The sequence below is a fragment of the Acinetobacter sp. WCHA45 genome, from assembly GCF_002165255.2.
In the GTDB taxonomy this organism is placed as follows: domain Bacteria; phylum Pseudomonadota; class Gammaproteobacteria; order Pseudomonadales; family Moraxellaceae; genus Acinetobacter.
The window spans coordinates 2,355,199-2,380,258 of the sequence record NZ_CP028561.1; the positions used below are offsets into that span (position 1 = coordinate 2,355,199).

The window sequence follows — 25,060 nt, forward strand, 5'->3', positions numbered from 1 at the left end:
TGGATCTTACAATTTTTACAACTTTAAATCCATAATAAAATTAAGGTTTTATTAAATTTATTTACCTTATAATAAAATAAACATAAGCAAATGAAATTTATAATCATTATTTTAAAAACAATTATTTTAATAAAAATATGTGAGGACTGAAAAAAGTAAATCAGAGAGGTAACTCTTTTTTAATGAATGATGTAATTCAACCTACTTTCATTTAAGTACATAAACGTGATCTTTTCCAAACCAAGATCATCTCATTTATAGAACTCAAGAAGTCATCAATCGCTGTTAGATCAATCATCATCAGCAAGTCATGATTTGCTCAAAATTTCTCAATTTTTGGGGTAAATTATGTTGAGATCATCTCAATAAAATACGATCACAGAGGATAAGAATACGGATCATGCAGCAGCTCAGCCCCATCGAAATTGAAAGAATTAAAAGTTTATTCTCAAAAGCCGATAGCCTAATTATCAGTGCGGGTGCAGGTATGGGCGTTGACTCAGGTCTGCCCGACTTTCGAGGCAATCAAGGCATGTGGCGAGCTTATCCAGAATTGGGGAAACAACGTATCGACTTTACCGAAATAGCCAATCCAGCAGCATTTAAATTTCAGCCACATTTAGCATGGGGTTTTTATGGACATCGTTTGGCACTATATCGTCAAACCTTGCCGCATCAAGGCTTTCATTTACTCAAACAACTCGCTGAAAGGTTAGCACTACCCTACTTTGTGTTTACCTCAAATGTTGATGGGCAATTTCAAAAAGCAGGTTTTGATCCAAACCAAATTTATGAGTGTCATGGCTCGATCCACCATCTTCAATGCTCAGAACCTTGCCAACTCACAACATGGTCAGCAAATGAATTAACGCCTGAGATTGATCATCAAAATTGTCAATGGTTAGGACAACTTCCACTATGTCCACATTGTGGAACGTTATCTCGTCCAAATATTCTGATGTTTAATGATTATGCTTGGGTCAGCCAAAGACATACTCAACAAGCAAGACGCTTAGAAAATTTTTTAGAAGCCCATAATCACCCTATCGTCATTGAAATAGGTGCAGGTACAGCGATTCCAACCGTTCGTTATTTCAGTGAGCGTTTCGCACCACAACTCATACGCATCAATCCTCGTGAAGCAATACTTCCATCCAAGGGAGGAGTCTCAATCGCAGAAAATGCAGTCATTGGTATTCAAAATATTTATCAGATTCTAATCAAATAATTCCAATAAAATTTGATAATAATTATCATTCTAGATTAAAAATATCCACGTTTTATCCTTATTTCGCTTTTATACTGGTTTGAGTTTCCAAATCTCGATCTGTTGCCATGCCAAAAACAAGTTCTAAAAAAATACCATTCAGTAAAATAATAATGATCGCTATCGGTGTCGCAATTATTGCAGCCGTTGCATGGTTTTTCTTTAAACCTAAAGATCAAGCACCACAATATATTAGTGCTGAAGTCTCTAAAGGTGATATTGAAGATTCTGTACTCGCAACAGGTGTGCTTGAAGCCACCAAAATGGTCAGCGTCGGTGCACAGGTTTCAGGTCAAGTGAAAAAAATGTATGTACAGTTAGGAGATCAAGTCAAACAAGGTCAACTGATTGCACAAATTGATTCGATTCGCCAAGAAAACGAGTTAAAAACTGCCAAAGCGAATATTCAAAATCAACAGGCTCAATTGGCAGTACAACAAGCCAATTTAGCAAAAGTGGAAGCTGAATATAAACGCCAACAGGCTATGTTTAGCCAAGATGCAACTTCACGTGCAGAACTTGAAACAGCACTAGCAAACTTTAAAACAGCACAAGCTCAAATTGCAGCAATCAATGCGCAAATTGAACAATCTCGTTTAACACTCGCAACTGCACAAGAGAATTTAGGTTATACCCGTATTGTTGCACCGATGGATGGGACAGTGGTTGCCATTGTGACCGAAGAAGGTCAAACGGTGAATGCCAATCAAACCGCGCCAACGATTGTGAAATTGGCGAAATTAGATACGATGACAATTAAGGCTCAAATTTCTGAAGCCGATGTTATGAAAGTTGAAAAAGGTCAAACCGTTTACTTCACGACATTAGGTAATAGTGACAAAAAACATTACGCACAGCTACGTCAAGTTGAGCCAGCACCAAACTCTATCAATACCGAAACAACCAATACCAGTTCATCATCATCAAGCACAGCCGTGTATTACAACGCTTTGTTTGATGTTCCAAATGAAGACGGTAAGTTACGTATTGATATGACTGCACAAGTCTATATTGTTTTGGCTGAAGCGAAAAATGTACTAACAATCCCTGCCGCTGCCATCCAAACTAAACGATCAAACAAAAAAGAAAATGGCAATAATTCGGTTGCAACAGATAAATCAAAAAATGCAGATACTCAGAAAGCGCAGCATCCTAAACGCCTAGATTTGACTGAAGCTGAAAAAGCCTTAATTGCTCAAGGTAAAGCATCCACAGGCATGGTTCGTGTGTTACAAGCGGATGGAACTGCTCAACCTCAACCTGTGTTAATCGGCCTTAACAATCGTGTTACTGCACAAGTGCTGAGAGGTTTAAAACAAGGTGATCAAGTGGTGATTGCCGATGCAACTGATAGCTCAAACGAATCAGCAAAACGTAGCAATCAACGTCCAATGAGAATGTAATATGACCCAAGATCAAACGCATTCTTCACAGCCATTACTTGAGGTTAGTGACCTCACCCGTGAATTCCCTGCGGGTGAAGGTACAGTACAAATTCTCAAAGGCATTGATTTAAAAATTTATGCAGGTGAGTTGGTTGCAATCGTCGGACAATCAGGCTCAGGTAAATCGACCCTGATGAACATCTTGGGTTGTCTGGATAAGCCCAGCGCAGGAAGTTACAAGGTCAATGGTCGAGAAACTCGTCAGCTTGAACCTGATGAACTGGCACAACTACGCCGTGAATATTTTGGTTTTATTTTCCAGCGTTATCACTTACTGGGTGATCTGAGTGCTTCTGGTAATGTTGAAGTCCCTGCCATTTACGCAGGCGTAGACAGCCAACTTCGCCAACAGCGTTCGGCTGAGCTACTCTCAGAACTCGGACTTGAAGAACGCTTACATCATCGACCAAGCCAGTTATCTGGTGGTCAGCAACAACGTGTTTCAATTGCCCGTGCATTGATGAATGGCGGTGATGTGATTCTTGCCGATGAGCCAACAGGTGCATTGGACAAGAATAGTGGTGTTGAAGTGATGCGTATTTTGCGTGAGCTGAATGCCAAAGGTCATACCATTATTCTGGTCACCCACGATCTGAATGTTGCCAAGAATGCGACCCGTATTATTGAAATCAGTGACGGTAATATTATTTCAGACCGTGCCAACGTGCCTGAGAATGCAGATTCAGATTTAGAACATCAAACCCTGCAACGCACACCACAAAAGAAAACCTCAACTTGGCGTTCTTTCTTTGATCGTCTCGGTGAAGCATTCCGCATGGCACTGCTTGCCATGAATGCCCACCGTATGCGGACTTTCTTGACTATGCTTGGGATTATTATCGGGATCGCATCCGTGGTCTCGGTGGTTGCACTTGGGAATGGCTCACAGAAGCAAATTCTAGAAAATATCAGTAGCCTCGGCACCAATACCATTACCGTGTATCAGGGGCGTGGTTTTGGGGATAACTCGCGTGCTTCACAAGTCAAAACACTGGTGCCTGCCGATGCCGATGCACTGGCGGAACAACCCTATGTGGATGGAGTCAGCCCATCTGCCAATACCAGTGTGACGCTACGTTACAAAGATACCGAAGCATCGGCAACTGTAAATGGTGTCAGTGCAGATTTCTTCTATGTCCGTGGCATGAACTTTAAATCAGGACAGCCTTTTGACAAAAACAGTGTTACTCAGCGTGCCCAAGATGTGGTGATTGATACCAATACGGAGAAAACCTTCTTTGCAGATGGCACAAATCCTGTCGGTCAAGTACTGCTCTTAGGCAGTGTACCCAGTCGAATTATTGGCGTGATTGATGCCCAACAAGGCTTTATGGGCAATTCTGACAGCTTGAATGTCTATCTGCCCTACTCCACCGTGATGAGCCGAATGCTTGGTCAGTCTAATGTGCGTAGCATCATCGTACGCATCAAGGATGAATATCCAAGTAGTGCCGCTGAAAATGCCATTTTGACTCTACTTGAACAACGTCACGGCGCGCAGGACGTGTTTACCCAAAACTCGGACAGTATTCGTGAAACCATTCAGCAAACCACTGCAACCATGACCCTGTTAATTTCTGCAATCGCGGTGATCTCTTTGGTCGTTGGTGGTATTGGGGTGATGAACATTATGTTGGTTTCTGTGACTGAACGAACTCAAGAAATTGGCGTACGTATGGCGGTTGGTGCTCGACAAAGTGACATTTTGCAGCAATTCCTGATTGAAGCAATTCTGGTCTGTTTATTGGGCGGTATACTCGGTGTACTACTCTCTTTAGGGATTGGACAAATCATCGGACACTTTGCCAAAGGCATCATTGAAATGAGTTATTCGACCACCTCGATTGTAGCGGCCTTTGTCTGCTCAAGCTTGATCGGTATTGTATTTGGCTTCTTGCCAGCAAGAAATGCGGCACAACTCGATCCAGTTGCTGCTTTAGCGAGAGAATAAAGAATTTGAGTATGTCTTTTCAATTCACAAAATTAGGACTCGCACTGGTACTCACTGGCTCCTTAGCTGGCTGTTCTGCTGTGGTGAAAACCCCCTATAACACCCCAACAGTCCAAGTGCCACAACAGTTCCAATACGATGCACAAAAAAGTAAAAGCATCAATTTAACTGATCAATGGTGGACGTTATTTAATGATACTCAACTTAATCAGTTGGTCGATCAGGTTCTCTCTAAAAATAGTGATTTAACTGTTGCCGGAATCACCCTTAAACAGGCCCGTTTACAGGCAGGACTGGCGGAAAATAGACAAGGCATTCGCACCAGTTCGAGTGTATCAACAGGTCATAATTATGAGCTACGCTCTGGAGAAGGAAGTGACCGTGGTTTATCAGCAAGTGTCGGTGTTAGTTATGAAGTCGACCTATTCGGTAAACTGGCCAATCAGACCGAAGCCAGTCGTTGGGAAGCTCTAGCCACTGAACAAGATTTGCAAGCCACAGCACAAAGTCTGGTTGGAACCACAGCGAAACTGTACTGGCAGCTTGGCTATCTGAATGAGCGCTATCAAACCATTCAGCAGAATTTGGCTTCGACCCAAAAAACCTATTCTTTGGTACAGTCGCAATATAAAGCGGGTGCGGTTTCAGGCTTAGATTTAACTCAAGCGGAACAATCGGTACAAAGCCAAAAAGCCAGTCTGAGTCAGATTGAACAACAACGTGTCGAAGCACGTACTGCGATTGCTGTATTGCTACATGAACCTGTTCAACACCTGAATATTCAAGAGCCTACACAACTACCTCGCAATGCTCTTCCGAATATCGCGATCGGACTCCCTGCCGATATTTTATCGCGTCGTCCAGACTTACAAGCTTCTGAATTACGCCTACGCAAAACCTTAGCCAATAAAGATGCAACCAAAGCCAGCTATTATCCATCGATTAATTTGACGGGAAATCTAGGTTCTTCTAGCACCTCTTTAACACAACTGTTAAAGAACCCTGCTTTAACTTTAGGTGCAAGCCTGAGCCTACCTTTTCTTCAATATAATGATATGAAAAAAGATATTGCGATTAGTGACCTTGAGTATGAAAAAGCGATTACTCAATATCGTCAAACCTTATACCAAGCTTTTGCTGATGTCGAAAATGCATTATCAAATCGCACTCAACTGAATCAGCAAGTACAACTGCAACAACGCAATGTCGAACTGGCGAATAAGACCGAGCGACTAACCGAAGTTCGTTATCGTAATGGTGCAATTGCTTTAAAGAACTTACTAGATGCGCAAGAAACTACACGCAATGCACGACTCAGCTTAGTTGAAACAAAGCAGAATCAATACAATGCCTATGTGACCTTGATGCAGGCACTTGGTGGTAGTCCTGTGAAAGAACTAACTCAGCAATAGCACATGAGTTGCTATTGTTTACTCGTTTAAAGTTTTTGGCTCATTTTGAATGGACTGGGAACTTTTAATTTTACTCATCAACCTCTTTGTATTGACTCAAATATTTCTGTTTTATATGCTGATCAAAATACAACCATATTGGATAAGCATAAAATTGGTTATATGACATTTTCATTTTGGTTATGCGGCAAATATGCCGTATAACTATAGTTAGGTTTTACAGGAGGTTTTGTGTTAAATTGGGAAACTGTAGCTACGAGTATGTTAACTTCTGGCGGGATTTTATTTGCAGCATACAAAATCTGGTTTCAGCGTAGATTAGAAGATCATAAGTTTTCTTTACAAAATAATGGGAAATTATTTGAACTTGAGTTAAAAGCTTTAGAGGAATTCGGGGGCATAACTCAAGAGATATTAAGAGGTGATCTAGGTGTTGCAACACCATTATCAGCACAAGAAATTTTCATTATTAAAGCTTATGAAAATGAAAAAGTGTTAAATACATTTGTAAAAAAATCATCTCATATTGTGAGCTCGGAAATAATTACTAAATTTGATTCATTGATTGAAAATTATAAAAAACTGCAATCTCAAACTAAAGATTATCGTTCGCACAATACTGGTTATGGTGGTGGCAGATATAACGCATACAATAACTTGCCTCAAGAGTTATTGGATATAGCAGAGTCATACCGGATTGAAACACAAAATGTTTATGAGTCATTTAAAGCTGATGTGTTTAAGCGTGCAGGTAGGTAAAACATAAAAAAAGCTTCAACAAAGGACGTAAAAGCTTGGCTTGCGGGCGTTATAATTTGAAGAGTCCACACTTTAAAAAACAAAGCCGCTATAAAGCGGCTTTATTCAATAATTTAGATTAATCTAATTATTCATCATCCATCATTGACTGGCTCATACCAACAGTATTGAAACCACCATCAACATAAAGGATTTCACCCGTAATGCCCGAAGCCCACGGTGAACAAAGGAACAATGCTGCATTACCCACTTCTTCAATCGTTACATTACGTTGTAGCGGAGCAATCTTTTCATTAGCATCTAACATTTTACGGAATGATTTAATACCAGAAGCTGCCAATGTACGGATTGGACCCGCAGAGATCGCATTCACACGAATCCCCTCTTTACCCAAGCTTAGTGCTAAATAACGAACACCCGCTTCTAAAGACGCTTTAGCCATACCCATCACGTTATAGTTTGGCATCACACGCTCAGAACCTTGATAAGTCAAGGTTAGTAAACAACCTTTACGTGCTTGTAATAAAGGCTTTGCGGCACGAGCCATCGCAACAAAGCTATACGCACTAATGTCATGTGCGATTTTGAAACCATCACGGTCAGTCACGTCTGTAAAGTCACCATCCAACGTATGTGCAGGTGCAAAACTAATCGAATGCACAACACCGTCTAAACCATCCCAGTGTTTTGCCAACTCGACAAAAGTATTGTCAATTTCTGCATCAATCGCTACATCACAAGGGAAAACGAGGGTTGAACCAAACTGTGCTGCAAAGTCATCAACACGTTTTTTTAGCTTTTCATTTGGATAAGTAAATGCTAACTCTGCGCCTTCACGGTGTAATGCTGCCGCAATACCGAAAGCAATTGATAATTTACTTGCAATACCAGCAATTAAAAAACGCTTACCAGCTAAAAGTCCTTGTGACATCTTATTCTCACTCGAAAAATTTTCACCACATCATGCCAACATTCCTGATTTTTCGGAATAGCATAATCCACCTTTTTTACAATCTTGCATAAAAAAATCGCCTTCATATGAAGACGATTTATGTTTTATATCAATTTAAATTTAATCATCACCTTGAATTAGGCTTAATAAGCGCATGAATGAATAGTACATCCACACTAAAGTCGCAAGTAAAGCAATCGCACATACCCATTCAAATGCTTTAGGAGCGCGTTGTGCTGCTGCATTTTCAATAAGATCAAAATCCAAAATTAAGTTCAGTGAAGCAATTACAGCAACAAATCCAGCAAAACCAATACCTAACCAATTGCTTTCAAAAATATAAGGAATACTTGAGCCAAAGATCAAACGTAAAACGATCTGCACAACAAAAACTAAAGCAATCGCAATAGAAGCTGAAATTACAATTGCCTTAAATTTTTCAGTCGCACGAATAATTTGGAATTTATATAACGCAAATAAAACCAAGGTTGTAACAAAGGTCGCAAGCAAAGCTTGTAACGGAACACCTGGAAATTTCAGTTGGAAAATAAAAGAAATACCACCTAAAAATGCACCTTCAAATAAAGCATAAGGAATTGCTAAAGCAGGTGCTGTATTGGATTTAAATGTTGTAATCAAAGCTAGAACCAAACTGCCAATTGCCCCGACGATTGCCGCTGCATATGCAATCGAAAGATTTGCTGTGAATGCACAATAGAAAAATAGAGCCATTCCGAGAACCGCTGCGATCACAGTCAAAAGAACCGATTTTTGAATCGCTCCTTGAATGGTCATGGGTTCAGCCAAGTCACTATAGGTTTCAACACGAGTTAAAATTGGATTATTACTTTGCATGTATACGCTCTTTTTATAGTAAGCAAATAAAAATTGAGTTTATGATATTTTTTATTCAATCCCAATATTTTTTACATTTAATAAAGCTTTAATTTTTTTTGCAATTTATTGATAGCTAATCCATTAAAAATATATGAAACAAAAGTATTTGATTGCAAAGTTAAAGCACATTTTATGGCTATAACTTTCATTTCGTAGCGAGAACCATAAGCTTTTATTTACAGTCTAGATCTCTTTATACCAACTGAATCAATTGTAATAAAATCTGTATTCACCTAAGTAACATAAGCAATAAAAAAAGGAGTCGCATTTTAGGACTCCTTTTTAAATCATTTTTTAGATTAGAGTGAAATATTACAGTTTTTTTAGCTAAAGTACTGTGGTTGCTCATCAATAACTTCTGCTTGTAACTGATTCATCTGTTTTTCCAACAAACCAAATAAAGCGGCTTGGATCATATGCTGTGCAACGGTTGGCGTCTGATCACCCAAAATCTTTTTAACATCTTCACTAAATTGAATTTTAACCAAAGGTTCTGCTTCCGAACCAGCATTACGCAAGGCAAGCTCTCCGCCTTCAAGTTGAACTAACTCGAGAACAGCTTCTTGGCTACCAAATAACTCTTTTAACTGTTGCATTGACATACATTACTCCATGTTTCTACATGGTGGCAAAGCGCTACTGCACTTTGCAATCTCACGTCTTATTTATATAAGTGCTACTCACTCATATTTCAAGTCTATGTTGTACTCGAATTAAAACTCAACCATTTCATTGCGAAAACCGTCAATCAAATGGCTTAACGCTCTATGCCATTCTCGTAATATTTTCGCATCGGGTAACCATGCTTGAGGACTTTGAGTCACCTTAATAATCAAATTCGATGAGGTCTCATTTTCAGGCTCTGGTGCTGTTGGCTCGGGTGCGTACTGACATAAACGATACGCACGTTTGAGTTCTGCAATAAAACCATCTTTAGCAAGTTGCTGTAATACTGAAACTTCTGGTGAGACTTGTCCTTTAACTGCCATCTGTTCTTCAATCGACTTAAACGTCGGTTGTAAATCATTTAAACGATAATAGCGCACCAATTCTTGTAAAAAAGCTAAAATTGCCCCGTGTAAATGAAATACTGCTGCCTCACGATATGCCTGCGCTTGTTGAATATGTTCAGTTTGCTCAGCTTGTTGACATGCAAGTCGGGCAAAATACAATTTTTGATTGGTACGATCAGCATGGTAGCGAGCAACACGAGACATAATAAATCCCTTTTTCAGTTCATTTAAATCAAGACTGATTGTAAAGCGAATTGATGCTGAAACAAATAGCACTCACAACATCAATTCAATACGATAAAGTTTTCGCTTGGCAATGACTTGAATCGGTGGATCAATCGGACGAATATTGCGATTGCCCCAAGCCAAATATCCTTCAGCCCAATACGTTGCACAAGCTGCATCATTCAAAAGAAAGTGTTGATTCTCTACAATCATCAAATCTTTCAGTGGCAACATCGAGGTTGCTATGAGCGAAGCTCAAGCGTTTTAATTTTCTTGGCTATTCGCTCAGCATTTGGTGCAACAATTGATAAAGCCGTATATTGCTTTAACATTGATAATTAAGCTTTATCATCCGCAGCTTTGACACGAATGCCTTGGCTTTTTACTTTCAAAGTATTTAAACCTTTAATCGCTTTAATCGCTTCACGTGGATTTTGCATTTCAACAAAACCGAAACCTTTCGATTTACCCGTTGCTTCGTCTTTGACCACGACACAAGACTCAACTTTTCCATATGCTTTGAATAAATCGAGAATTTCCGCATCAGTCACATTACGGTCTAAATTACGAACTAAAATTTTCATGCTAAAACCTAAAAGATGATTCATTGTAGAATCAATGAATCAAAAAAAATTGAATCTAGCTAGTTTAATCGAAATCAATGCCAAAACCTAAATTGATTGCAGTCGTACGAGAACGATTGCTTTGACCATAGCCACGTGGAATATCTCGATGAATCTGAACATCGACTAAATGTTGAGGTAAATCATTGAGGAAGTAACTTTCTATTTTTCTTCCTAACTCATCATATTGATCTTGCGACCATAAATTTAAATTCTGTTTGGTCAAAATCAATTCATCTTCTGCACGTGTTAAGGCCACATACAGCACACGACGCTCCTCCTCCACATCATCAAAATTGCCTTGTGCTCGTGCATGAGGATATTGATTCGGAGAAACATGTGGGACATAACAAACTTTTTGTTCAGCACCCTTAGCTGAATGGATGGTAATCAGCGTCACTAAATCTTGGTCAGGCGTTTTATCAATTTCTGAGATAGAAATTGGATCAAGCACATATTCCTCTAAGAACTCCCCAAGAGCACTGTGTTTACGCGCCAATTGCTTGACCAAATCAAAGTCTTTAACACGGCGTGACCAATCTTTAGTTTTATAATTATTTTCCAGCTGTTCATTTAGCGCATCTAGTGCGAGGCCAATACAAGCTTCAACATGCTGCTGTAATACATCTAATTGCATCAAGATCAAAATCGCTTGTTGTGGCACTTTGCCATGTCGTTCTAATCGCTGACAACATGCTTCGATATCAGGTAATTGAATCAGCTCTTGCGCCAACTTACTGGCACCCACATCGCCCACGCCATCCCAAAGCGTCAGGAAACGCATCCAGGCTAAATCATCTTGTGGGTTAACGCTGACCCGAAGTAAGCTCAATACGTCTTTAACATGTGCAGACTCAAGCAGCTTTACCCCACCAATAAAGCGATAAGGGATATTGGCTGCAATTAAAGCACCTTCCAAATAACGCCCACTAAAACCTGAGCGCAGCAACACCATATGTTCTGTCCAAGCAGCACCTTGCATATGACGACGATTCAAATCCTGAATAATCCAATTGGCTTCTTCAAACTCATTACTCAAAATATGCAGTTGTGGCTTTAAACCTTTACCTCGATAGGCCTGTAGATGCTTGTCATATTCAATTTGGCTCTGCTCCAGCAGCCAATTGGATAAATCTAAAATGCCTTGGGTCGAACGATAATTCATTTCCAAAGTCAACACTTCGGCATCGGGTACACGTTCTTTAAAATGATGAATATTTTCAAAATCTGCACCACGAAAGCCATAAATGGATTGTGCATCATCCCCGACACAAAACAGTTTCACCTTGCCAACTAAAGGCTGAAGCAAAGCCCATTGCAGTGGATTAGTATCCTGCATTTCATCGACCAGCAAAGCATGGCAAAAGCTGGTCACCCAATTGACCAATTCAGGTGAGTTTTGTAGATGCACTGCCACAATCGCTAAAATATCATCGTAATCCAGAAAGTTACGCTCCTGCTTACGCTGCTCGTAGGCTTTCATTAAATCTGCAATTTGCTTTTTATATTCGATGGCTTGTGGCAACTGGATGATTAATGCATCAGAGAGCTTGGTTTGTGTATTACGTGCATAGGAATATAGATCGCAGAGTTCAGCCGCTTTAGGTAAGACATTGCCCTTATCATTGCCTCGTAGTAAACGAAACATCAGCAACTGATCATCCCGATCAATAATACTGAACTGGGTTAGACCAAACGCACGTGGATTACGACGTAGTAAATACATACAAAAAGTATGAAAGGTTGATGCGCGTAAACCTTTGGCCTGTGCGCCCATATGCTGCTCAACCCGTGTCACAATTTCACTTGCTGAACGTCGGGTAAAAGTTAGAATCTGAATTTGTTGTGCTGGCAAACCTTGATCAATTAAGTATGCTGCTCTTGCCACAATGGTTTTGGTTTTACCACAACCTGCTCCAGCCAAGACCAGACAATTTTGTGCTGTCGTTGTAGCTGCTTGTTTTTGTTGTGGATTCAGTTCATCAATTAGCTTGGCAAGCGTCATACAATCGGTCAATTAAAAGCGAAATGCTATTTTAGCAGACTCAAGCCATTGAAATGTTTCTCACTACAAAAACAAAAAGAGCATGTGTATTACATGCTCTTAGTTTTAACTTGATCGTTTAAATTGTAGTTGAGCTATGTGGTAACTGCTTAATTGCACCAGCAAAAGTCAGGTAATTAATGCCTTGGAATAGAATATCAATCGCAAGGAACATCCCCAATACCCAGAACGGTGAATCAGGTGATGACAAAATCAGAATCCCAGTTAATAGGGTTAATATGCCTGAAAACAGCACCCATCCCCAGCCTGAAATTGGTCTAAGGATAAAGGCGTTCACGGTACGGATAATCCCTGCAATAATTAAGGCAATCGCCAAGAAACTGGTGAGTACCACCGCAGTAATCACGGGTGTAGTAAACGCAAAGTAACCTGCTGCCAGATACAGCACACCAAACAAGGCCCACAACCAACGTGTCCCCCCTTTAAACACCATAAATGCGGCAACAAAATGCAAGATACCACCCAACATCATCAACACACCGAACAGCAATACCGCAGATAGTGTTGCAAAGGGTAAAGCCGCTAAAAGAACAAGGCCAAAAATAACCAATAATACGCCCAATAACAGATACCATTTACGATCAGCATGTAGCTGATTGCGAATTAGATCGTTACCCACTGTTTTCATCATGATTTACTCTTTTATCATCAATATTATATCTCTATATTGATCGCGTTTTTCACCGAATTCTGTATAAGGCATGTTGAGAATTAATGACGGAATGTCAGAAAATGGATGTTTACTTTGATCTTTTTAAGTTGTGTCATTGTTTTTAAAGATATGGATAAGTCGAAACTTATCCACAATTTACTTGATCCAGCCAATTTCCTGCGCGGTCAGCACACTAATCACGGTTTGTTCCAAGTCATTTGGCATTTTACTTTTATGCTCTGAAAGTGGGATACGCCCTCCCATGATTTCCGCCTCAGTTTGTGGATACAAAGGTTGCTTATCCGCCTGTGCATAACCAATCGGGAAAATAGGTTCACCATTGTTCAAATTATATTTATCGGTCGCGCCAAAACCGTGCAATAACTCATGCACTAACACTACATTATTTTGCTGTGTCTGTTTAGCTGAGGCAAACAGATTGACTGAACCAATTCGTCCACGTTCCAGCGCAGTTGAGTGCTTGAGTTCCCGATTTTGCTTCGGATCATAGAAATTCAGATATAGAGTTAAACTTGGTGAACCATCAATCGATTGATGCTGCTTCCATGCATAAAAGCGAAACTTTAGGCTCCATAGAATATTATCCAGAATACTTGGCTGCTCAGACATCTTCGGTGGTGCTTGTTGCAATTCCCTTCCGATTTGAACCATAAAGTAGCTGCTTTGCCCTCGATATTGCTGGCTATTTTTTTCTAGATACTGCTTCACCTCAGCAAAATCATCTTGCTGCAATGTTTGAATATACTGCTGTGTTGTAGGCAACCCATCGGCATTAATCGGATGCAACAATACATTAATCGGCTGATTCCAATCCTGATTTTGATCACGATAAGCATTGATCGCAACAATCAATAATACTAGTAGTAAACAAGCGACTCGAATATTTTTCCACATGCATTTCACCCTAATCAAAATTAATTTTTCTTTTTATTTGTTCAATAAAAAATGCCAGCAATCGCCAGCATTTTTTAAACTTTAATGTTTAAGCTTCTACCCATTTCCCATCTTGGAACACCAGACTCCACTTGGTCTGCTTGCCCTCAGTAGTTTCAGAACCCACATATTGTGCCTGATTCTTACGGCTGAATTTCACCACCGTTGGATTGCCTTCAGGATCAACATCTGGTGCTTCTAACAAGAACTGATACTTCGGATCAAGTTGATCTGCAACACTACGTAGCTCGGCCACTTTCGGTGCACGCGTTTCACGAATTTTCGGAAATTTGCTGGCTGCTAAGAACAGACCTGCCGCACCATCACGTAACACGAAGAAATCATCATGCTTGGCTGAACGTAAGTGTTCCATTTTGATTGGATCAACACGCGGTGGCGCAGGCTGACCACTCTTTAATACCTTACGAGTATTGTCACAGCTTGAGCAGGCAAAGTAAGGACCAAAACGACCTGTCTTTAACTGCATTTCACCATCACATTTATCACATGGAATGGTTGGACCGTCATAGCCCTTAATCTTGAATTCGCCTTCCTCGACTTCGTAACCATCACAATCTGGGTTATTACCACAGACATGCAATTTACGACCACCATCGACCACATAACTGTCCATTGCTGTACCGCATTTAGGACAACGGTGTTTCGACATCAAATCAGCAGTTTCAGCACCATCATCATCCGACAATGCCGCCAAAGACTCGACTGGTGTTAAGTTGAGTGTGCCTTTACAACGCTCTTTCGGTGGCAGGTTATAACCTGAACATCCTAAGAATACACCTGTTGTTCCAGTACGAACTTGCATTGGACGCGAACATTCAGGACAAGATACATCCGCCACTTCGACTGGCTGATTACGGCGCATGCCGCTTTCACCCTGCGCATTGGTCAAACGTTTCTTGAAATCGCCATAGAATGTATCTAGTAACTCTTTCCAGTTACGCTCACCCATTGCGACACGGTCTAATTGGCCTTCTAAATCTGCGGTAAAGGCGTAATTCATCAAGTTATTAAAACTTTCATCCAAACGGTCTGTAACGATCTCCCCCATCTTCTCTGCAAAGAGACGACGGTTTTCCAATTTTACATAACCACGTTCTTGAATCGTTGAAATAATTGCAGCATAAGTCGATGGACGACCAATGCCTTTTTTCTCTAACTCTTTCACCAAAGACGCTTCAGTAAAGCGTGCAGGTGGCTTGGTAAAATGCTGACTCGGATCAAGTTTTTCTAACTTAAGAACTTCACCAACTTTTACCGCAGGCAATAAAATATCATCATCTGATTTATTGGCACCACGAACACGGGTAAAACCATCAAATACCAGTGTGCGGCCTTTCGCCTTTAACTCAACATTTGACGCGTCAACAGTCAAGGTTGAAGATAAATATTCTGCTGGTGTCATTTGACAAGCAACAAATTGACGCCAAATCAAATCATATAAACGCTGTGCATCACGCTCGACGCCTGCAAGTTTGTCACCCGTCAATCCGACATCTGATGGACGAATCGCTTCATGCGCTTCTTGCGCGCCTGCTTTATTGCCATAACGGTTTGGCTTGGCAGGCACGTATTTTTCACCAAAATTTTGCTGAATATGGTTACGCACCATATTCACCGCGTCATCGCTCAAGAAAGTTGAGTCGGTACGCATATAAGTAATAAAACCACCTTCATACAAACGCTGCGCCAGCATCATGGTTTTCTTTACAGAGAAACCTAAACGCGTACTCGCTGCTTGTTGTAAAGTTGAAGTGATATACGGGGCACTTGGATTAACTTTGGTGGGTTTGTCTTCACGCAATGCCACTTTATATTCAGCATCTTTCAATACACTGAGTAAGGCATCAGTTTCGGCTTTATTTTTAAGCTTGAGTGTTTTACCTGCTTGCTTAACCGCTTCTAAGCGAATGTCTTCTTTCTTGGAAATGGTATCTGCAAAAACTTGCCAGTATTCTTCTGGGATAAATGCACGGATTTCACGTTCACGTTCAACCACCAGTTTCACAGCAACTGACTGCACACGTCCTGCCGATAGACCACGGGCAATCTTTTCCCAGAGTAATGGCGACACCATAAAACCCACCACACGATCGAGGAAACGACGCGCCTGTTGAGCATTCACACGGTTTAAATCAAGTCGTGTTGGCTGTTTAAATGCTTCTTGAATGGCATTCTTGGTAATTTCGTTAAAGACGACACGATGGTAGCGACTATCATCCCCACCAATCACTTCTCTTAAATGCCAAGCAATTGCTTCCCCTTCTCTATCCAAGTCCGTTGCGAGATAGATTGCATCTGCATCTTTGGCGAGTTTTTTTAGTTCAGCAACCACATGTTCTTTGCCTGGTAGCACTTCGTAATGTGCAATCCAATCATGCTCGGGATCTACACCCATACGATTAATCAGTGCGGACTGGGCTTTTTCGGCTTTCTGTTCATCCGTCAATTTAGTACGAGTTGCGGGCTTCTTTTCAGTGGATTTCGCCCCGCCTCCTGTCGGTAAATCACGGACATGCCCCACCGATGACTTCACCACATATTGTGAACCCAAATATTTATTAATTGTTTTCGCTTTTGCAGGCGACTCCACAATCACTAAGGCACGTTTCTTTGCAGCAGGTGTAGGAGCTGCTGTGCTTTCTGAAGCAGAGCGTGGAGTATTCGCCATAATAAATCGTTTTTCCTATAATTAATCAAATAATTAGCGCTGAGCTAATTCATGTAAATATGCTTTCATTGCTTCAAGCTGAGTGGCTCTTAAATCAGTTTCTTCATCCCAATATAGCCCGACACAGTTTGCCTGCATATCAATAGCATAAACTCCTGTTAATGCAATGGGTAAATCATTAAATTTCTGATCACCCTGCACAACCTGAAGTTTTCCATCAACCACGCGCGCGCGCATAAGTGCTAAGCGAGCATCCGGAATAAGCACACTATAATAAGCAACCATACTGGCGCGTTTTTCAGATGCCATTGGAATTTTCGTCCACTCAGGCGCAACGATGAGTCGTGGGTGTAATCCCATTTTGCGAGCTTGATCGCGCATTAAACCGAGTGCTTTTTCTCTTGGACTCACACGTAAACCAAAAATAGAACCAAGTACAAATAGCACAATGGCAACCGTGATCCAAATTCCAACATTACTCATTAAAGGTGCCCAAAACTTCCTTTTATTAGCGTTACATAAGTTGAATGAAAAAGGCAATATCACATGACAAAATTCATTTTAGGCAATTTATCTTGTTTAATGATTTATTTAATGGTTGACCAGATATCAATATTACTTTGCAAATATACAATTTTTTGTGCATTTAATTGAATAATTTGATGTTTCTTAAGTAAATTAATCATTTGTTGCACATGCTCATCTTTCTCGAATTTAAACAAAGCTTTGATTGAATTACTTAAAGTATCGATCTTTGATGGTTTATTATTTGTCACTTTGCTTAAGTAATCACAATATTGTTTTATTCGCATCAAATGCGGACGCAACTCTATTTCTGTCATTGTGAGGCGTGGGCTAGTAGTATTCAAATTTCCTTGACCAAGTGCTTTCTTTAATTCTTTCTTATTATATTCACATTTATTTTGTTCAATCACCACCACCTTAATCTGTTGTAGTTTTTCTAAGAGAATTTCAGCTTGTTGCAGATTTAGGTTACACCAAGACATTAGAGATTTAAGCAGCGACTTTGGCTTTTTAGGCTGATTCTTTGCGAGAAGTTGTAAAACTTTTTTATCTACATTTACTTCTATTTGAGGCTTTGGCTTTATTTTTATTTCTTGAACAGCGAGCTGGCTTTGCTCAATTTTTACAGGCTCAGCTAATTGTTTAATATGAGTTGATTGAATCCCTATCTGCCCGAGTAACTCAACTGCATATGACATTGCAGTGTCATTTGACATGACATCAATTGAACCACCTTTCTCTAATTGAGCAGATAAACGCCCCGCAATAAAGGTTAAACCAAAGTCAGCAGAATTTGCACCTGTTTTAGGCATTTTAATGATGAGCAAGCGTTTATCTTGTATGGCAAGACTAAGTTCCATTAAATCATCTAGTGCAATATTTAAATTTGAATTTGCATAAACTACAATCACTTGACTGTATTGTTTTAATAGAAAGTTTAATTCACGAATTTTTTTAGGTTGGTTTTCGATATCCAATAATAATATATTTTGCATAATATCAGTCATGTTTTAATAATGCGGTGGTTTGTTACTCATTGGATCAAACGGTGCAATTCCTTCTGACAAGTCTGAAGACTCAACGCGTTGGTATAAAAGCTGCATTTGTTTCTTCAAAACTGCAATTTCTTGTGTCTGAATTGCGAGCTGTTGATTTAATTGTTCAACTAAATCGTCTAAAAATGCAATTCGGACTTGCAAATCTTCAATGGGTGCGGACAATGACGCGTGATCATCAAATTTTTGTGGTTTAGTCATTTCAGACCTCATCTGAACTCTTAGGAAACATTATGGCCTACATTACTTTAAGGGATGTCCATCTCGCATTTGGCGGACCTGCCCTACTCGACGGCGCGAACTTTAACCTAGAACGTGGCGAACGAGTCTGTTTAATTGGTCGTAATGGCGAAGGCAAGTCTACTTTATTAAAACTGATTGAGGGAAGTTTATTACCTGATACAGGTGAAGTTTCGATTCAAAATGGTTTAACCGTTTCAATGTTAGCCCAAGACGTACCAATGGATTCAGGCAAAGTGGCCGATATTGTTGCTGATGGCGCAGGAGAAGCTGCAACCGTACTCAAAGCCTATCATGAAGCCAGTGATGCCTGTGTATTAGGCGATATGGAAGCCTGCGACCATATGGGCATGTTACAACACAAGCTCGATCAGCTCGATGGTTGGGCACTTGAAAACAAAGTAAATACCATTTTAGGTAAAATGGGGCTAGATCCAAATGCAGATTTAGCAGACCTATCAGGTGGACGTAAACGTCGTGTGCTCTTGGCACGTGCCCTACTTACCCAACCGGATGTGTTATTACTGGACGAACCGACAAACCATCTGGATGTTGAAAGTATTGAATGGTTAGAAAAGTTCTTACTTGATCAAAATAATCTAACGCTTTTATTTATTTCACATGACCGTTCTTTCGTAGATAACATTGCAACACGTATTGTTGAACTCGATCGTGGTATTTTACGTGGTTATGAAGGAAATTATTCACGCTATTTAGAGCTCAAAGCTCAGCAAATGGAAGCTGAAGAAAAACAAAATGCTTTATTTGATAAAAAATTAGCAGAAGAAGAAGCTTGGATTCGTCAAGGGATTAAAGCACGCCGTACCCGTAACGAAGGCCGTGTCCGTGCCTTAAAAGACTTACGTGAACAATCTAAAGCGCGTCGTTCACAGCAAGGCAAGGTCAGCATGGCGACACAAGAAGCTCATCGTTCTGGTAAGCTGGTGTTTGAGATTGAGAACCTAAGCGTTAGTTATGGTGAGCAGCCGTTAATTAAAGACTTCTCAGCAATCGTATTACGTGGTGATCGTATCGGTTTAGTCGGCGATAATGGTGTGGGTAAAACCACCCTGATCAAAGCGATTTTAGGTGAAATCGAACATAGCGGTGCGGTGAAAACAGGTACTCAACTGGAAGTGGCTTATTTTGACCAACTGCGTAATGCACTTGATCTTGAAAAAACCGTGATGGCCAACGTGTCTGAAGGTTCTGATTTTGTCGATGTGAATGGTAACCGCCGTCATATCTATAGCTATTTACAAGATTTTTTATTTTCACCAGAGCGCGCTCGTACGCCAGTCAAAGCACTGTCTGGTGGTGAGAGAAACCGTATCCTATTAGCAAAACTATTACTCAAACCATCGAACTTGATCGTGATGGATGAGCCAACCAATGACTTGGATATGGTGACACTTGAGTTGCTTGAAGAAATGCTGTCTGACTACAAAGGTACTTTGTTACTGATCTCGCATGACCGAGCCTTTATGGACAATGTTGTGACTTCGACTTGGGTATTCGATGGTAAGGGCAATATTGATGAGTACATTGGTGGCTATCAAGATTACTTGGAACAACGCCCTGACCAAAAAGTGGTTGATCAGAAAAGTGATGTGAAAAAAGCACAAGCCAAAGCTGAAGCAGCGGCTGCCGCAGCATCAGCACCAAAGAAGGTCAAGCTGAGTTACAAAGATCAGCGTGAGTTAGAACAACTCCCTGCTGAGATGGAAAAGCTAGAAAAAGAACAAACTGAACTTTCAGAGAAACTAGCGGATGGTTCATGGTTTGTCAGTGATGCCAATGCAGCGACTTTAGCCAGTCAACGCTTAGCTGAAATTGAAGAATCTTTGCTTGAGAAATTGGAACGTTGGGACATCTTAGAAAATATGTCGAAAGGCAATTAATCAGATGATGAGCATCTATCGTTATATGGATAGATGCTCTATTAAAATCCAATGAATGCTTAGATTTCAAAATCATCTTTTAATGACTGATAAATATTAAAATTTTCATCATCAAAACAAACAAAAACTACTTCTTGGACTGATTGACTTTGTTTTAACTCGTCATTAATCACTTTAAACGCGATTTGAGCAGCAAGTTGTTTAGGAAACCGATAAATTCCTGTTGAAATATTTGGAAAGGCAATTGTTTTTAAACCCAGATGATCAGCGAGTTTAAAACTATTACGATAAGCATTTTCTAATAAAATTGGTTCGTTTTTCTCACCATTGAACCATGTTGGTCCAACAGTATGAATCACATATTTTGCTGGTAGATTTCCTGCGGTGGTTATCACCGCTTCACCTACTGCACAACCACCTTGTTTGGCACGGATTTTTTGACACTCTGCCAAAATCGCGGCACCTCCACGACGATGAATTGCACCATCCACCCCACCTCCACCTAAAAGTGAGGTATTTGCTGCATTGATGATAGCATCCACTGTGATTTGGGTAATATCTCCCTTAAGTATGCTTATCTGTTTCAACATGGTCTCCTGATCAAAATATTTATTTATCTATACACAAAAAGGCTGTGCTTTATCTTTTAGATTTAAAGTCGTAAAACTGACTTCATGTTACACTGCTTCAAAATTCAATATCATTCATATTTCTAGTTTATGAGCCAACAATCGTCTTATATTCCTGGTGAGTTTCAATGGGAATTTTTACTCCCTAAGTATTGGAAAATCTGGATCGCCATCACTTTTCTCATGCTCTTAGCAATCTTACCTTGGGCAATTCAATGGCGCTTGGCACATGGTTTAGCCTCATTATGCTGGCACTTGCTCAAATCACGTCGAAAAACCACAATCAGAAATCTGGAAGTTTGCTTCCCTGAATGGTCTCCTGTTGAGGTTGAAGCACAAGCAAAACAAGTGTTTGTCGACATGATGTTGGGTGTATTTGAAACATTGAATGCTTGGTATTGTCCAAATTGGTTTAAAGGACGCCATAGTATTGAAGGGCTAGAGCACATCAACTCAGCCAAAGCTCAAGGCAAAGGTATCTTATTGCTAGGTACACACAGTACTTTATTGGATGCCGGTGGTTATATTTGTGCTCAATATTTTGAGCCTGATGTGGTCTATCGTCCTCAGAATAATCCGATGTTGGATATGCTGATTTATCGTTGTCGCGCAACCATTTATCAACAACAAATTGATCATGATGATATGCGAGGCTTGGTTCGTCGCTTAAAAGATGGCGGTGCGATTTGGTATAGTCCAGACCAAGATTTTGGCTTAAAACAAGGTGTCATGGCGCCTTTTTTTGGTGTTCCTGCTGCCACTGTTACTGCACATCGTCGTCTATTAAAAATCTCCAAATCTGTTGCAATCCCGCTTTATTTTTATCGTTATGGTGATGTTCGTAATCCACAATACAAAGTTTTGATTGAGCCTATTGTTAAAAATATGCCGAGTGAAAATGAACTCGATGATGCAATTCGGGTGAATAGAATCATTGAGGCTCAATTGCGCATTGCACCAACTCAATGGATGTGGTTTCACCGTAGATTCAAAACCCGAGCAGAAGGTTACGAAAAAATTTATTAATAATTTATTAATATTTAGAGAAAATTAAAACCCGAGTTTCGCATCCTGCAAAACTCGGGCAAATGAGGTTGTGCTCTCAGATCTTTGTTATTATCTTGCTTCCATAGCATGCATCATATCCATAATGCATTTTCCATCTCAGCGTCGCTATCCTTAAACGGAAATCCATTCCTGCGTCCATGTGCTGATGTATTTAGAATAAATCTTTTGATCAAACTCGACTATTCGCCGTAGACTTAAATCAATGTACGATATTGCTTACATCACGATATTTGCCATTTCATTCTATTGAATCACTTATAAGGCTGAGCCAATTCATCAACAACTTGCTTGTGCTCTTGTTCTGCTTTTTCTATACCATCCCGAATCGCTTCTTGAGCCTCTCGTTCATCTTCAGCGCTTTGTTCTAGTTCTTCCTGCTGTTGCTCAAAAATACGACCCGTCTGTAAAACGACATAAATTGGAAAATGATCAGAACCTATATGAGATAAACGTTTCATTTCCACTAAGCCAAAGTCAGTACTATGAAAGATATGGTCTAAAGACCAACGTAAAAGTCGATAATCTGCGTGAAAAGTATTCATGAAATAGCGACCTACCCGTGGATCTAGCAAACCACTGATTCGTTGAAATAATCGCGTGGTGCGTGACCATGCCACATCATTAAGATCCCCCATGACAATACAACTTTCATCCAAATCTTTTATTCGATCGCCAATAATTAAAAGCTCGGCATCTCTTAAAGTTGAATCTTTAGCTTCAGTTGGGCTTGGTGGTTTAGGGTGTAAACAATATAACTGTACTTGGATACCTGAACGTAATGTTACCGAAGCGTGTATAGATGGAATTTCATCACTTAAGATAAATTTCACTTCTGTATCGTGCAATCGCAAGCGGCTATATAGATGCATACCATATAAGTTATCTAAAGGTACGGGCACGCGATAAGAATAATCTTGTTCAATGTGAACTAACGCATTTTGCCAACTTGAATCTGACTCTAATGTCAGCACAACATCAGGTTTTAGTGTGTCTATATGCTCAAGCAATAGATGATATTTATCATTTGGCGTCAACACATTGGCAACCAGCAATGAGATTTGCTGGTTTTCATTGATTTGCTCAGGCTTAACTTTTTGAACTTGTTTTTTCCAAATCGGGGTATATGGTAGAACCATTTTCAACTGATAAGCGATTGCTGCGACCAATCCAACAAACAACAACTCGGTAGTCAAGGTCCATTCGGGAATGGCAAATAACATTGCAAAAAAGGCGAAGAGACCGAGTGCCAGAATCTGTAAGCGCGGAAAGTCCGCACCTCTAAACCACCACTCATCTCTGGGGATTAATGACCAAAACGAAAGCCATATAACCAATACTGCACAAATCTGAATCCATATCATGTTCATTTTTCTCGTGGGGATGTCTTAGATTCTCAATAAAGTTATGGCTTTATCTATTTTCTATCTAATACAAACAAATTATTCCACTCAATTAAATTATCGTTTTATTTACGTAAAGCTTGCAGTTGTGGTCGCTTTTGATACACTCAAACCCCTTAAAAGTTTTTTGAAATACCGAGGCACAATGACATGAAAGTAGGTCTGGTCGGTTGGCGTGGGATGGTGGGTTCTGTCCTTATGCAACGTATGGTTGAAGAGAATGATTTTGCTCATATTGAGCCATTCTATTTTTCTACCAGTAATGCAGGTGGCGACGCGCCTTCATTTGGTGGTAAGACTGCACCAGCACTTATGGATGCGTCAGACATTAAGAGTCTGAAGCAAATGGATGTCATTTTAACCTGTCAAGGTGGTGATTATACATCTGAAATTTTCCCTAAGCTAAAAGCTGAAAGTTGGGATGGTTACTGGATTGATGCAGCATCTACACTACGTATGGCAGATGATGCGATCATCGTACTCGATCCAGTCAATTTAAACGTGATTAAAGATGGTTTAGTCAACGGCACTAAAACTTTCGTTGGCGGTAACTGTACAGTTTCTTTAATGTTGATGGGTTTAGGCTCTCTGTTCCAAAATAATTTAGTGGAATGGGCAACTTCGATGACTTATCAAGCAGCTTCTGGTGCGGGCGCGCAAAACATGCGTGAATTGATCACTGGAATGGGCTATTTATATAACAATACTAAAACGTTATTGGATGATCCAAAATCTGCAATTCTTGATATTGACCGTCAAATTGCCGAGTTGCAACGTGGCGAAGGTTTTCCAAAGTCTAACTTTGGTGTGCCATTAGCAGGTTCATTGATCCCATATATCGATAAGCAGCTTGAAAGTGGTCAATCAAAAGAGGAATGGAAAGGTCAAGTTGAAACCAATAAAATCTTGGGTAATCAACAAATCGTTCCAATTGATGGTCACTGTGTTCGTATCGGTGCAATGCGTTGCCACTCACAAGCAATCACTTTAAAGTTGAAAAAAGATGTTGCGCTTGATGAAATTGAAGACATGATTCGTAACTCTAGCCAATGGGCGAAAGTGGTTCCAAATACTCGTGAAGCTTCAATGACTGACCTGACGCCTGTTGCAGTAACAGGTACTTTAACTGTTCCTGTAGGTCGTTTACGCAAGCTAAATATGGGTAAAGAATATTTAGGTGCATTTACAGTAGGCGATCAGCTACTTTGGGGTGCTGCTGAACCTTTACGCCGTATGCTTCGTATTTTAGTTGAATACAAGAACGCTTAAGCAAAAACATTTAAAAAACAAAAGCCGATCACATTTGATCGGCTTTTGTTTTTTATCAAACATGAATAT

General features: G+C 40.1%; 22 protein-coding genes and 1 pseudogene. 8 read left to right on the forward strand and 15 right to left on the reverse strand.

Annotated features, from left to right (window positions below):
* Nucleotides 1-400 precede the first annotated feature (400 nt).
* The 5 genes from CDG55_RS12730 to CDG55_RS12750 all read left to right on the forward strand — a co-directional run bounded on the left by CDG55_RS12730 (nucleotide 401) and on the right by CDG55_RS12750 (nucleotide 6,834).
* The gene (locus tag CDG55_RS12730; protein ID WP_416333000.1) at nucleotides 401-1,228 is read left to right on the forward strand and encodes an SIR2 family NAD-dependent protein deacylase; all 828 of its coding nucleotides are present in this window, start codon (nucleotides 401-403) and stop codon (nucleotides 1,226-1,228) included.
* 107 nt (nucleotides 1,229-1,335) lie between these two features.
* A complete protein-coding gene (locus CDG55_RS12735) occupies nucleotides 1,336-2,670 on the forward strand; it encodes a MacA family efflux pump subunit (protein WP_087536349.1) in 1,335 nt (444 codons plus the stop codon).
* A 1-nt stretch (nucleotide 2,671) separates the two neighbouring features.
* Complete coding sequence (locus tag CDG55_RS12740) at nucleotides 2,672-4,663, forward strand: MacB family efflux pump subunit (RefSeq protein ID WP_087536348.1); 1,992 nt, start codon at nucleotides 2,672-2,674, stop codon at nucleotides 4,661-4,663.
* A gap of 11 nt (nucleotides 4,664-4,674) precedes the next feature.
* Nucleotides 4,675-6,075, forward strand: a complete 1,401-nt coding sequence (locus tag CDG55_RS12745) for an efflux transporter outer membrane subunit (RefSeq protein ID WP_087536347.1) — start codon at nucleotides 4,675-4,677, stop codon at nucleotides 6,073-6,075.
* A 231-nt stretch (nucleotides 6,076-6,306) separates the two neighbouring features.
* On the forward strand, nucleotides 6,307-6,834 hold the full coding sequence (locus CDG55_RS12750) for a hypothetical protein (RefSeq protein ID WP_087536346.1): 528 nt from the start codon (nucleotides 6,307-6,309) through the stop codon (nucleotides 6,832-6,834).
* Nucleotides 6,835-6,961: 127 nt separating this feature from the next.
* Here CDG55_RS12750 and CDG55_RS12755 read toward each other — a convergent pair whose 3' ends face one another.
* The 13 genes and pseudogenes from CDG55_RS12755 to CDG55_RS12820 all read right to left on the reverse strand — a co-directional run bounded on the left by CDG55_RS12755 (nucleotide 6,962) and on the right by CDG55_RS12820 (nucleotide 18,685).
* Complete coding sequence (locus tag CDG55_RS12755) at nucleotides 6,962-7,765, reverse strand: enoyl-ACP reductase FabI (RefSeq protein WP_087536345.1); 804 nt, start codon at nucleotides 7,763-7,765, stop codon at nucleotides 6,962-6,964.
* A gap of 141 nt (nucleotides 7,766-7,906) precedes the next feature.
* Nucleotides 7,907-8,641: a Bax inhibitor-1/YccA family membrane protein gene (locus tag CDG55_RS12760; protein WP_087536344.1), complete on the reverse strand. Its 735-nt coding sequence runs from the start codon at nucleotides 8,639-8,641 to the stop codon at nucleotides 7,907-7,909.
* Nucleotides 8,642-9,006: 365 nt separating this feature from the next.
* Nucleotides 9,007-9,285 carry a hypothetical protein gene (locus CDG55_RS12765; protein ID WP_087536343.1) on the reverse strand — a complete coding sequence of 93 codons (279 nt, stop codon included), beginning with the start codon at nucleotides 9,283-9,285 and terminating at the stop codon, nucleotides 9,007-9,009.
* Between the two features lie 111 nt (nucleotides 9,286-9,396).
* Nucleotides 9,397-9,900: a DUF6586 family protein gene (locus CDG55_RS12770; RefSeq protein WP_087536369.1), complete on the reverse strand. Its 504-nt coding sequence runs from the start codon at nucleotides 9,898-9,900 to the stop codon at nucleotides 9,397-9,399.
* A 72-nt stretch (nucleotides 9,901-9,972) separates the two neighbouring features.
* A pseudogene (locus CDG55_RS12775) lies at nucleotides 9,973-10,253 on the reverse strand (ASCH domain-containing protein).
* Between the two features lie 6 nt (nucleotides 10,254-10,259).
* Entirely contained in the window at nucleotides 10,260-10,505 is a 246-nt protein-coding gene (locus CDG55_RS12780) for an RNA recognition motif domain-containing protein (protein WP_087536368.1), read from the reverse strand.
* A 64-nt stretch (nucleotides 10,506-10,569) separates the two neighbouring features.
* Complete coding sequence (locus tag CDG55_RS12785; RefSeq protein WP_087536341.1) at nucleotides 10,570-12,549, reverse strand: ATP-dependent helicase; 1,980 nt, start codon at nucleotides 12,547-12,549, stop codon at nucleotides 10,570-10,572.
* A gap of 118 nt (nucleotides 12,550-12,667) precedes the next feature.
* Nucleotides 12,668-13,240 (reverse strand): HdeD family acid-resistance protein, encoded by a 573-nt coding sequence (locus CDG55_RS12790; RefSeq protein WP_087536340.1) that lies wholly within the window; start codon nucleotides 13,238-13,240, stop codon nucleotides 12,668-12,670.
* Between the two features lie 177 nt (nucleotides 13,241-13,417).
* Nucleotides 13,418-14,176, reverse strand: coding sequence for a hypothetical protein (locus CDG55_RS12800; protein WP_087536339.1), 759 nt, complete (start codon nucleotides 14,174-14,176; stop codon nucleotides 13,418-13,420).
* Nucleotides 14,177-14,264: 88 nt separating this feature from the next.
* Nucleotides 14,265-16,904: a type I DNA topoisomerase gene (gene topA / locus CDG55_RS12805; protein WP_087536338.1), complete on the reverse strand. Its 2,640-nt coding sequence runs from the start codon at nucleotides 16,902-16,904 to the stop codon at nucleotides 14,265-14,267.
* A gap of 33 nt (nucleotides 16,905-16,937) precedes the next feature.
* Complete coding sequence (locus tag CDG55_RS12810) at nucleotides 16,938-17,387, reverse strand: hypothetical protein (protein WP_087536337.1); 450 nt, start codon at nucleotides 17,385-17,387, stop codon at nucleotides 16,938-16,940.
* A 104-nt stretch (nucleotides 17,388-17,491) separates the two neighbouring features.
* Nucleotides 17,492-18,424: a PIN domain-containing protein gene (locus tag CDG55_RS12815; protein ID WP_087536367.1), complete on the reverse strand. Its 933-nt coding sequence runs from the start codon at nucleotides 18,422-18,424 to the stop codon at nucleotides 17,492-17,494.
* Between the two features lie 15 nt (nucleotides 18,425-18,439).
* Nucleotides 18,440-18,685 carry a SlyX family protein gene (locus CDG55_RS12820; RefSeq protein ID WP_087536336.1) on the reverse strand — a complete coding sequence of 82 codons (246 nt, stop codon included), beginning with the start codon at nucleotides 18,683-18,685 and terminating at the stop codon, nucleotides 18,440-18,442.
* Between the two features lie 32 nt (nucleotides 18,686-18,717).
* Between CDG55_RS12820 and CDG55_RS12825 the strand changes: the two genes are divergently transcribed.
* The gene (locus CDG55_RS12825) at nucleotides 18,718-20,625 is read left to right on the forward strand and encodes an ATP-binding cassette domain-containing protein (RefSeq protein WP_087536335.1); all 1,908 of its coding nucleotides are present in this window, start codon (nucleotides 18,718-18,720) and stop codon (nucleotides 20,623-20,625) included.
* Nucleotides 20,626-20,684: 59 nt separating this feature from the next.
* Here CDG55_RS12825 and CDG55_RS12830 read toward each other — a convergent pair whose 3' ends face one another.
* Complete coding sequence (locus CDG55_RS12830) at nucleotides 20,685-21,215, reverse strand: O-acetyl-ADP-ribose deacetylase (RefSeq protein WP_087536334.1); 531 nt, start codon at nucleotides 21,213-21,215, stop codon at nucleotides 20,685-20,687.
* A 129-nt stretch (nucleotides 21,216-21,344) separates the two neighbouring features.
* Between CDG55_RS12830 and CDG55_RS12835 the strand changes: the two genes are divergently transcribed.
* A complete protein-coding gene (locus tag CDG55_RS12835; RefSeq protein WP_087536333.1) occupies nucleotides 21,345-22,280 on the forward strand; it encodes a lauroyl acyltransferase in 936 nt (311 codons plus the stop codon).
* 293 nt (nucleotides 22,281-22,573) lie between these two features.
* Here the strand turns inward: CDG55_RS12835 and CDG55_RS12840 are convergent, their stop codons facing one another.
* Nucleotides 22,574-23,683 (reverse strand): endonuclease/exonuclease/phosphatase family protein, encoded by a 1,110-nt coding sequence (locus tag CDG55_RS12840; protein WP_087536366.1) that lies wholly within the window; start codon nucleotides 23,681-23,683, stop codon nucleotides 22,574-22,576.
* Between the two features lie 189 nt (nucleotides 23,684-23,872).
* Between CDG55_RS12840 and asd the strand changes: the two genes are divergently transcribed.
* On the forward strand, nucleotides 23,873-24,991 hold the full coding sequence (gene asd, locus CDG55_RS12845; protein ID WP_087536332.1) for an aspartate-semialdehyde dehydrogenase: 1,119 nt from the start codon (nucleotides 23,873-23,875) through the stop codon (nucleotides 24,989-24,991).
* Nucleotides 24,992-25,060 lie beyond the last annotated feature (69 nt).